Source organism: Myxococcus sp. CA039A (assembly GCF_013336645.1).
GTDB classification, from domain to species: domain Bacteria; phylum Myxococcota; class Myxococcia; order Myxococcales; family Myxococcaceae; genus Myxococcus; species Myxococcus llanfairpwllgwyngyllgogerychwyrndrobwllllantysiliogogogochensis.
In genome coordinates, this window is sequence record NZ_JABUMQ010000374.1 from 1 (window position 1) to 9,957 (window position 9,957).

Genomic DNA, 9,957 nt, shown 5'->3' on the forward strand with positions numbered 1-9,957 from the left:
CTTCCCGCCCCCCCGTACCATGACACGCACGCGGCCGTCGGCTCCGGCGCTCGCGCCCGGGCGAAAACCGGTGACTCGGACACGGACGGCGCTTCCCCGGCTCAGCCGCTGTCCCTCCAGCTCCGGATAGAGCCAGGTGACTTCCGGGCGCCCCACGTCCAGCGACGACGCCGCGCGAGTCAGGTCCCCCACGTGGTCCAGGCCCGGACCGCCCGCCGCCACCAGCCGCGAGGGCCCCAGGGTGTCACGAGCATCACGCCCGGTGACCTGGAGCACCTCCACTCGCAGGAGCGCCCGCGAGCCCAGGTGGTCGCCGAAGTAGGTCCGGTCCTCGAGCCCCGCGGGAGGTCGAGGGACACGGATGCCTTCCTCCAGCTCGTCGGGTGAGGCCAGGACCGTCCAACGTCGCCCGAGGCGGTCCGTGAAGACGACGCGGACCAGGGTGGCGGGCTCGTCGACGTCGGCGCGCAGCTCTCGTCCCTGGAGTCCGTGGGCTTCGGCGCCGTCGAAGTTGTAGCGAGCGTCCTCGGGAATCGGGAGGAAGTCGGCGGTGGGCTCGACGGGGTGCTCGCCCAGGGGGTCGAAGGTCAATCCCGGCAGATCCGCCACCACGAAGCCGGTCGCCGTGCCCGCGGAGGCATCGTCGAGGGCCGCTCGGGAGGTCGCTCCCACCAGGAGTCGGTAGGGCTGCCCCTCCAGGCCATGGTGCGCGGGGGCCATGCGCAGGGCCACCACGCCGGACCGGCCCACCCGCACATCCGCGTCCGTGTTCGGATCCGCGGGCGCGACGTTGGCCGCGGCTCCAAGCCCCAGGGGCACCAGCCCTCGTCCCGGCGCCACCACGGTGCTCACCACATAGGCCCGGTCCAGATAGGTCCCCCGGTAGCGAGGAAGCTCCGGGACGCGCACGGCGAAGGGAAACGCCAGGCGCACGCCCTCGAAGTCCAGGGACACGCTCTCGGAATACGCCACGGTGTCTGGCCTTGGTTCTCCCGTGGAGAGGCCCGGCGTGGGAACCAGGCGGAAGGCGGCATCGCGCGCCACGGACGAATAGAAGCGCGGAGACAGCGGGAGCAGGCGCCCCAGCATCAGCAGCGGGTCGGCTCCGGGTTCCAACGCATTGAGCGGCAGCTCCGCCACCGGCACGCTCCCCGTCAGCCCCCAGGCCGCGCGGGTGCCACAGGTACCGGACAGGATGGCCTCCTCGGGATTCAACACCCCGGCAAGCGCGCCATCGCAGATACCCGCCACCCCGGGCGCGGAGGCCGGAGGCGGCGTGCCCCCTTCCAACCAGAGCGCCGTGCCCGACGGCAGGGGCAGTCGCCGCGTGCCGCCCGCGCTCACTTCCACCTCGCGCTCGAAGCCCAGCAACGTCCCCGACGCCAGTTCGGAGAAGAGCCCCGGCACCGACAGGCCCGTCATTCCCAACCGCAGCATGGGAGCCGGGACGCCGGCAGCACGCGGCTCGACGAAGTCGACCCGCACGCCTCCGGAGAAATCCTGCGGGTTGCGCCGCAGCGCCATCCGGACATCGCGGTGGTCGTCCACGTCATGGCGGGCCAGCGTGAGGTAGCCGAAGTCCGGGTGGAAGGCGGACAGGCCCACGGTGCCCGAGGCGGGCACCCACGCGACGCCATCGAGCCCCGTCAGCGCCACCGACAACATCTTCCCGCCCACCTCCGACACGGCGACGGAGGCCAGCGGCAACGGGCGTCCCGTCAGCTCGTCAAACACGAGCACGCGCACCCCTCCGTCCGGCACGTCGGGGCTGAGCACCATGACGCGGGCGCGGCAGACGGCCGAGCCGACGCGCGCCTCCACCACGTCCTGCTCCGCGCCGGGCACCCGCAGCGTGAAAGCAGCCCGGACGCCCGTGCCCCCGCCTGTCGCCATCGGAGAGAGGGACGACCACGTCGCGCCATCACGCGGCACCACGGGCCGCCCCGACGCATCCTTCACCCACACCCCGAAGACGACGGACAACTCGGGGCTGCCCACGACGACCTCTGGCGTCACCTGGCACGAGGCCGCGAGCGCCGGGGCCGGAGGCGCCCCGCAGGCCCCGTCCCGGCAGACCTCGTCCACGCCGCAATCCGCGTCCGCGGCGCACAGGCCCACCACGCACCGGTTCATGTCGCACTGACAGCCCAGCGGGTTGTCACACATGGGCAGCGCATATTGCTGGCGCTTGCCCTCCTCACAGTCCTCGCGGGTCCGACAGGCGGGCTCACAGCGGGACAGCGCCGTGTTGCAGATGAAGAGGGACGGGTTCGGGCAGTCCTGGTCCACCGCGCAGGGACCCGGCAGCGGCTTGTTGTCGCCGGGGATGCCGGGGATTTCGTCGGCGTTCATCCCACAGCCGGCCAGCGTCCCCAGGGCGCACACGAGGGCTGTCAGCAGCAGGGGACGAGGCGAGGGACTCATACAGTGCGGCTCCCGGGGGGCGGAACGCCCAAGACCATACAGGCACGACGCCCATCGCGCGACGGCGCGGAGGGCCCTGAAGCCCCCTCGCTGGACACCGTCGGACCCGGCCGCCCGCTCTTCGCCCACGTCACGCAACAGGTGGTTGGCTTTCAGGTTCTCACGAATCATCATCGTGCGCGATGGCCCGTGGCGAGCCCAAGTCCCTGGAAAGTCTCCTACCCCGTGTCCTGGCGCGCCTCGCGGGTGAGTCAGGCCGGGGCCATGCCCTCGCGCCCGTGTGGGGCGCGGTGGTGGGAGCACACATTGCCCGCCATAGCTCCCCCCGTGCGCTGGAGGGCGGCACCCTCGTCGTCATCGTCACGAGCGCCGAGTGGGCCCGCACCCTGGAGGCCGAGGCGCCCTCGCTGTGCGCGCAGCTCAATGAACGACTGGGCCCCGGCACGGTGAAGGCGCTCACCTTCCGGTGGGACACCCGATGATCGCCGTGCTCGCGCTGACGGCGCTCCTGGCCGCCGCGCCCAGGCCCACGACGGGAGCAACGAGGCCCGCCACGCCTTCCAGGGCCACGACGCCGCCGTCAGCGCCCCTGGCGCCGCGCGCCCCACCGCCCGAGCGCAAGGCCCCGCTGACGCCGGCGGAGTCGATGGAGCGGCAGGCCGCCCAGCATGTGGTGCGGGAGTTCGAGCGCGTGGGACGTCGCGCGCCCACGGAGGACAGCGCGCTGAGCGTGGCCGCGAGGCGACTGGCCCACGATGCCCTCAGCGGCGTCTTCACGGGCGCACCCGACCTCTTCACCCTCACGGAGGCCGTCAGCGACGCGGGCGCGGCGGATCCGGCGCCCCGGGCGCTCGTCATCCGCGCGTGGGCCCATGCGCATGCGCTCGAGTCGCTGCGCGCCCGGACCGACCTCAACTCGGATCGGGCCACCCACTTCGGCGTGGGCGTGGCCCTGGTGGACAAGCGCGCCGCCCTGGTGACGTTGGTGTCGGACCGCAAGGCGGAGCTGAAGCCGTTCCCCCGCGTCATGCCCGGCGAGCGCGCGGTGCAGACGCTCTGCGGAAGGCTCAATCCGCCGCTCCATGCGCCGGAGATCTACGTCACGCGACCCGACGGTGAAGTGGTCATCGTCCCCCTCACGCGGCGAGGAACGGAGGGCTCCGATTTCTGCACGCGCCTGGACTTCCTCAGGCCCGGTACCTACACGGTGGAGGTGGTCGCGCAGGGCGACGCGGGGCCGGAAGTCACGTCCCTGTTCCTCACGCAGATTGGGGAAGTCCGTCTGCGCGGCGAGCGCGAGAACAACGTGGAGCCCACCACGGAGGAAGGCGCGCGGAGCGCCCTGCACGAGCGCATCAACGCCCTGCGCCGGGCCCATGGGCTGGTGGAGCTGATGCCGGACCCGGTGCTGGAGCGCGTGGCCCAGGGGTACAGCACTCGCATGACGACAGAGGGCTTCTTCGCGCACATCGCGCCGGATGGGAGCACCCTCACCCGTCGACTTCCCCCGGGCTCGCGCTACGGACGGGCCGGAGAGAACCTGGGGCAGGCCGCCGGGCCGCTCGCGGCGCACTTCGGCATCGAACACAGCCCGGGTCACCGCCGGAACCTGTTGGATCCCGGGTTCCGCTTCATGGGGGTGGGCGTCGTCCTGCGAACAGTGGCAGGCGGTCGCAGCGAGGCCACCGTCACGGAGGTCTTCACCGCCGCGTCGCCCGCCTCGGCGGACCCGCAGAATCCCCAGCAGGACGCGTATGACGCCCTGGCGCGGTGGCGCGCCGCGAAGAAGCTGCCGCCCCTGGCCCGGAGTCAGGCGCTGGAGTCCCTGGCGCTGGCACATGCCCGACATGCGCTGGAGTTGGACCAGCCCGCGGCCCAGCCTGGCGAGGCGCCCTTGCACGAACGGGTGTTCCGGGTGCTCCCCGACGCGGGGACCGCATCGGTGGACTTCTTCGTGGTCTCGGACCCGGCCGCGCTCCCCGAGTCCCGCAGCGTCACCGAAGCCACCAACAACCGGGTGGGCGTGGGCGTGGTGCGGGGCGATTCGAAGCGCTTTGGGGCGAAGCAATACTGGGTCGCCGTCATCTACGCCGCGGTCCAGTGAGGCGCGGCGGGCGCGGCCCGTGTGGGGCGCCCCTCTCCATAACGGGGCCTCCCCTCACACGGTGAAGCGACTCCGAATCAGACGGGACGGCGCTGGGTGGCGTAAGCCTCGAGGCCCATCTGCGGCGGCGCGGCGTGCTGATACATCGGGCACTTCATGCATGTGAAGGACTGCCACCCTCGCCGGACCGCTTCGTCCAGGCAGTTGTCATACTGGTGGCAATTCAGGTTGCGATGCGTCTCGACACCGGCACGCTTCGGCCCGGCCTCGGGATTGATGGTTTGCGGCAGATCGGCTGGACACGGCTTCATGGAGCCCTCCCTCTGTGCTGTTTCCCCCCCGAGCGCTGTGAACGAGCAGTGTTACCGGACGACAGGTCCCGCCTGGACAACGACGGACCGGGGTAGCGTGCAACGGCCGCGCAAAGTAGTGATGCACCCCGGGTGACGCAACGGGCCGACTTCAATGACCCAAGAGCACGTAATCGCCTGAACGCTTTCAGCGAATGACGACGGGTTGAGGACATTTCGAACCGGCCCGATGGCGCGCGGATTTAGGACTTGTCGGGCCGGCTGTCAAACCACCCCCCTCGTGTGAGAGGGGGAATGATTGAGGGACGCGTCTCGTTGGCAGGCCGCAAAGCCGCGTGCTGAAAGGGAGAACACATGAGCTGGATGGGGACGGTCGCGGGGTGGGCACTGGGGGTTTCCCTGGGACAATCCCCGACAACCCTGGAGGCCGTGCGGCTTCATCAGACCGACGCGACCTCTAGGGCCCAGAGCGAGTGGGCTGCCTGCGTGGCGAAGCAGTGTCCAGACGCGGGGCGGCTCGCCTTGCTGGCGGGCACACTGGCCCTGTCCGACGGGCGAGCGGCCGAGGCGCGCGACATGCTGGCGGCCGGCCCCGCCCCTGCCCTGCTGGAGCCCTACCGGGCCTTCTACCTGGGCCAGGCGCGCTTCTACGCGGGGGATGCCGCGGGGGCCGCGCTGGACTTCGCGCGGGTGCTGGAGGCCCCGGGAGCGCCCCTGGACCTGGTGACGCGGGCCCGGTCACGGCTGGGCGAATCGCTCCTGAAGGCGGGCAAGGCGAAGCAGGCGGTGGGCGTGCTGGAGGCGGCGGTGAAGGCGACGCCGTCCCCGGAGCTGCTCTTCCAGCGGGCCCAGGCGCGAGGCGCGTCGGGCAATCGCGCGGGGCAGCAGGCGGATTTGATGATGGTGGCGCTGCGCTTTCCCACGCACCCGTACGCCGATGACGCGGTGAAGTGGCTCACCGAGGTCCGCCGTCCCGGGGTGCGCCTGGGCTTCGCGGAGCGCGCGCAGCGCACCGAGGGCTTCCTCAGCGGTGGCGCGTCCCAGCGCGCGCTGGAGGAGCTGGAGGCGCTGAAGGGCGACAAGCTCTCGAAGGAGCAGACGGCGAAGGTGTCGCTGCTGCGGGCCAGGGCCCTGTTCGCGCTGGGCCGCGACGAGGACGCGCGGCAGGCGCTCGCCGTCGCGGAGAAGGGGCCCGCGAGTGTAGCGGCCGACGCGGAGCTGCTCATGGCGCGGCGGGCCCTGCGCGCGGACGACAACGAGAAGGCCCGGGCGCTGATGGCGGCGTTGGACCAGAAGTACGCCTCGCAGTCGGCGGGCGAGGAAGGCGCCTTCTTCGCGGGCTGGCTCGACCTGCAGGCGGGGCGCTTCGCCGAGGCCGCGAAGTCATTCACCGCGCATGGGGAGCGCTACGCGCGCTCGCGGCGTCGGGACGAGGGCCTGTGGTTCCGTTCTCTCGCGTACCTGCGGCTGGCGGACTACGCGAAGGCGCGCGCGTCGCTGGAGTCGCTGGTGGCGACCTTCCCGAGGAGCAGCCTGGCCCCGCAGGCGCGCTACTGGATGGCTCGCAGCCGCGAGTTGGGCGGCGGGGCCGCCGCGGAGGTCGGCCCGGAGTACGAGCGTCTCATCACCGTGGCGCCCGCGTCGTTCTACGCGCTGCTGGCCTCGGAGCGGCTCAAGGAGCTGGGACGGGTGGCACCGGCGAGCTTCCCGCGCCCTCCCCTGTCGCTGGAGCTGCCGCGTCCTCCCGAGCTGGGGCTGGCGGTGGAGTTGACGCGCGCGGGCCTGTTCCGGGACGCGGCCGAAGAGGTGGAGTCGCATGTGGCGCGCCTGCGCTCCGCGGACCAGGCCCTGCCCTTCGCGCACGCGTTGATCGGCCTGGGTGAGTTCGGCCATGCGCACACGGTGGCGGCGCGACACCTGTGGGGCCGGGCCTTCGGCTCTCGCGAGCCGGATGCGCTCGCGGCCTTCTACCCTCGCGCCTTCTCGAACGCGGTGGAGCAGGCGGCGACGGCGCACAAGGTGGACCCGTTCCTGGTGTGGGCCATCATGCGGCGGGAGAGCGCCTTCAAGCCGGAGGTCATGAGCGCGGCGGACGCGCGCGGGCTGATGCAGATCATCCCCAAGACGGCGACGGAGATTGCCCGGAAGCTCGCGGAGCCAGACCCGGCGCCCGCGGACCTCTTCTCGCCCGAGCGCAACATCCGCTACGGGGCCTGGTACCTGTCACGGTTGATGGAGCGCTTCTCACATCCGGTGCTCGCCGCCGCCGCATACAACGCGGGACCGAGCGCCGCGGCGAAGTGGGCCCAGGAGCGCGGCGACCTGCCGCTGGACCTCTTCGTGGAGTCCATCCCCTTCCGGGAGACGCGCGGCTACGTCAAGCAGGTGGTGGCGGACCTGTTCCTCTACCACGCCTTCTACGACGCCCAGGGCGTGCAGCCCCGGCTGTCGCTGGTGGTGCCGGCGCCCTCCAAGGAGGGCGTCACCTTCTGAGCCGGCCCGGACGGGTGGAGCGCAGGTGCGCCCTACCCGCGTGCCGCCATGCGGCGGAGGATCTCCGCCTCCATGGAGTGCACCACCTCCGACAGCGGCAGGCTGCTGGAGTCCACGCGGATGGCGTCCTCCGCGGCCTTCAGCGGAGCCACCGCGCGCGCGGAGTCATCCTTGTCGCGCTTCGTCTGGTCCGCGAGCACGTCGTCGAGGCTGCTCTCCACGCCCTTCTGGAACAGCTCCTCGAAGCGGCGGCGGGCGCGCACCTCGGGGTTGGCCTCCAGGAAGAACTTCGCGTCCGCGTCCGGGAACACCACCGTGCCGATGTCGCGGCCTTCCAGGATGGAGCCCTTGCTCGACTCCAGGGCCAGGCGACGCTGGAGCTGGAGCAGCCCAGCGCGGACGACAGGGCGCCCGGACACCTGCGACGCGGCCATGGAGATTTCGGGCGAGCGGATGTCGCCCGACACGTCCTTGCCGCCGAGGAAGACGCGGTTCTCCTCGCCCACCACCTGGAAGTGGATGTGCACGCGGCCCAGCAGCTCCCCCAGGCGCGCGTCGTCGTCGTAGGGGATGCGCTCGTCCGTCGCCATCAGCGCCACGCAGCGGTAGATGGCGCCCGTGTCGACGAGGGAGAAGCCGAGCCGGCGCGCCAGCAGCTTGGACACCGTGGACTTGCCAGCACCGGCCGGCCCGTCGATGGCGACAATGAAGCAGCGTGGGCTCACGAGAGCACCTCTTTCAGTGCGCGCACGCACCGCTCGTTCTCCGAGGCCGTCCCCACGGAGATGCGAAGACAGGTGGGAAAACCCCCGCCCGCGAAGGGCCGGACGATGACGCCCTTGCGCAGGAGCAGCTCGTACAGCTCGGTGGAGGAGCGGCGGAAGTCCGCGAACACGAAGTTCGCGTGGCTCTTCGTGAGGGTGATTCCCAGTTGGGGCAGCTCCGCCTCGAAGTAGCGCAGGCCCGCGCGGTTGTTCTCCCGCGTGCGCCGCACATGCTCGGTGTCTTCCAGCGCCGCGAGGCCCGCCGCCTGCGCCACCACCGTCAGGTTGAAGGGCATGCGCGTGCGCTGCAGATACATGGCGAGCTTCGCGTCCATGACGCCGTAGCCCAGGCGGATGCCCGCCAGCCCGTGAATCTTGCTGAAGGTGCGCAGCGCCACGACGTTCGGGTGACGCCGGAACAACTCCACGCCGCTGACGTAGTCGGGCCAGTCGACGAACTCGAAGTAGGCCTCGTCGTAGGCAATCAGCACCTCGGGCGGGACGGCCGCGAGGAAGGTCTCCAGCTCCTTCCGGCCGAACGCGGTGCCCGTGGGGTTGTCCGGATTGGCCAGGAAGATGAGCCGCGTGCGCGGCGTCACCGCGCGCGCCATGGCCTCCAAGTCGTACTGGTAGCCCTCGCGCATGGGCACCTCCACGAAGGGCCGCCCGTGGGCCTGCGCGGAGATGCGGTACGCGGAGAAGGAGTTCCTGCACAGGAGGATTTCGTCCTCCGGCGTGGTGAAGGTGCGGATGAGCAGCTCGATGAGCTCGTTGGAGCCGCTGCCCAGCACCACTTCCTGCGGCTGCACGCCCAGGGACGCGGCCAGCCGGCGCACCAGGTGGAACGACGTGGCATCCGGATACAGATGCACCTGGGTTGACGCCAGCCGCATGGCCTCGAGCGCGCGCGGGGAGGGCCCCAGCGGGTTCTCGTTGGAGGCGAGCTTGATGACACCGGTCAGGCCGAACTCGCGCTCGGTCTCCTCGATGGGCTTGCCCGGCACGTACGGCTTGAGCGTTTCGACATGGGGAGGAACGAGAGGTCGCATGGAGGTAGAGGCCCTGGAGATGTGCCTCAGCGACCGGTGAACACGCCGAGCGCGCGGAACTTCGCGTAGCGGTCCTTGACCAGACCGTCGGGTGACAGCTCGGCGAGCTGGCCCAGGTGCTTGCGCAGCACCTTGCCGAGCGCCTCGGCCGCCTTCGCGGGGTCTCGATGCGCGCCACCGGCGGGCTCGGGCACCACCTCGTCGATGATCTTCATCTGGAGCAGGTCGCCCGCGGTGAGCTTCATCGCATCCGCCGCCTTGTCCGCCTTGCTGGCGTCGCGGAAGAGGATGGAGGCGCAGCCCTCCGGCGAGATGACGGAATAGACGCTGTTCTGGAACATCAGCACGCGGTTGCCCACGCCAATGGCGAGCGCGCCACCCGAGCCGCCCTCACCCACCACCGTGGAGATGATGGGCACGCGCAGTCCGCTCATCACCTCCAGGTTGACGGCGATGGCCTCCGCCTGGCCGCGCTCCTCCGCGCCGATGCCCGGGTAGGCGCCCGGCGTGTCCACGAAGGTGAGGATGGGCTTCTCGAAGCGCTCCGCCAGCTCCATCAGCCGGCGGGCCTTGCGGTAGCCCTCCGGGCGCGGCATGCCGAAGTTGCGCGCCATGTTCTCCTTGGTGTTGCGGCCCTTCTGGTGCCCCATCACCATCACCGGCTTGCCGTCGAAACGGGCGAAGCCTCCGACAATCGACGGGTCCTCGCCGAAGTGCCGGTCTCCGCACAGCTCCACGAAGTCGGTGAACAGCAGGCGGATGTAGTCCAGGAAGTAGGGGCGCGCGGGGTGGCAGGTGGTGCAGATGTCCCG

Annotated in this window: 8 protein-coding genes; 3 read left to right on the plus strand and 5 right to left on the minus strand. The window is 71.2% G+C overall.

Features of this window, described 5'->3' with window-relative positions; genetic code table 11:
• The coding region (locus tag HR086_RS40245) for a carboxypeptidase regulatory-like domain-containing protein (protein WP_174468260.1) at window positions 1–2,424 on the minus strand (2,424 nt) is incomplete at its 3' end.
• A 182-nt stretch (window positions 2,425–2,606) separates the two neighbouring features.
• Between HR086_RS40245 and HR086_RS40250 the strand changes: the two genes are divergently transcribed.
• Both HR086_RS40250 and HR086_RS40255 read left to right on the plus strand, forming a co-directional pair.
• On the plus strand, window positions 2,607–2,906 hold the full coding sequence (locus HR086_RS40250) for a DciA family protein (RefSeq protein ID WP_141648767.1): 300 nt from the start codon (window positions 2,607–2,609) through the stop codon (window positions 2,904–2,906).
• Entirely contained in the window at window positions 2,903–4,528 is a 1,626-nt protein-coding gene (locus tag HR086_RS40255; RefSeq protein WP_174468261.1) for a CAP domain-containing protein, read from the plus strand. Before HR086_RS40250 ends, HR086_RS40255 begins: the two co-directional genes overlap by 4 nt.
• Window positions 4,529–4,605: 77 nt before the next feature.
• Here the strand turns inward: HR086_RS40255 and HR086_RS40260 are convergent, their stop codons facing one another.
• Window positions 4,606–4,839, minus strand: a complete 234-nt coding sequence (locus HR086_RS40260; protein WP_141648765.1) for a hypothetical protein — start codon at window positions 4,837–4,839, stop codon at window positions 4,606–4,608.
• A 354-nt stretch (window positions 4,840–5,193) separates the two neighbouring features.
• On the opposite strand from HR086_RS40260, the gene HR086_RS40265 reads away from it, so the two are divergent.
• The gene (locus HR086_RS40265; RefSeq protein WP_174468262.1) at window positions 5,194–7,332 is read left to right on the plus strand and encodes a transglycosylase SLT domain-containing protein; all 2,139 of its coding nucleotides are present in this window, start codon (window positions 5,194–5,196) and stop codon (window positions 7,330–7,332) included.
• A gap of 32 nt (window positions 7,333–7,364) precedes the next feature.
• Here the strand turns inward: HR086_RS40265 and cmk are convergent, their stop codons facing one another.
• The 3 genes from cmk to HR086_RS40280 all read right to left on the minus strand — a co-directional run.
• The gene (gene cmk, locus HR086_RS40270) at window positions 7,365–8,057 is read right to left on the minus strand and encodes a (d)CMP kinase (RefSeq protein WP_141648763.1); all 693 of its coding nucleotides are present in this window, start codon (window positions 8,055–8,057) and stop codon (window positions 7,365–7,367) included.
• On the minus strand, window positions 8,054–9,145 hold the full coding sequence (hisC, locus tag HR086_RS40275) for a histidinol-phosphate transaminase (protein WP_174456606.1): 1,092 nt from the start codon (window positions 9,143–9,145) through the stop codon (window positions 8,054–8,056). The genes cmk and hisC overlap by 4 nt, the downstream gene beginning before the upstream one ends.
• A 26-nt stretch (window positions 9,146–9,171) precedes the next feature.
• Window positions 9,172–9,957 (minus strand): acetyl-CoA carboxylase carboxyltransferase subunit alpha (locus tag HR086_RS40280; RefSeq protein WP_174468263.1); only part of this gene is annotated, 786 nt, incomplete at its 5' end.

Excerpts from the sequence above, each read along its gene's own strand:
- HR086_RS40250 (WP_141648767.1), top strand. The coding sequence starts at position 2,607 with ATGGCCCGTGGCGAGCCCAAGTCCCTGGAAAGTCTCCTACCCCGTGTC.
- HR086_RS40260 (WP_141648765.1), bottom strand. The coding sequence starts at position 4,839 with ATGAAGCCGTGTCCAGCCGATCTGCCGCAAACCATCAATCCCGAGGCC.
- HR086_RS40265 (WP_174468262.1), top strand. The coding sequence starts at position 5,194 with ATGAGCTGGATGGGGACGGTCGCGGGGTGGGCACTGGGGGTTTCCCTG.
- hisC (WP_174456606.1), bottom strand. The coding sequence starts at position 9,145 with ATGCGACCTCTCGTTCCTCCCCATGTCGAAACGCTCAAGCCGTACGTG.
- HR086_RS40255 (WP_174468261.1), top strand. The coding sequence starts at position 2,903 with ATGATCGCCGTGCTCGCGCTGACGGCGCTCCTGGCCGCCGCGCCCAGG.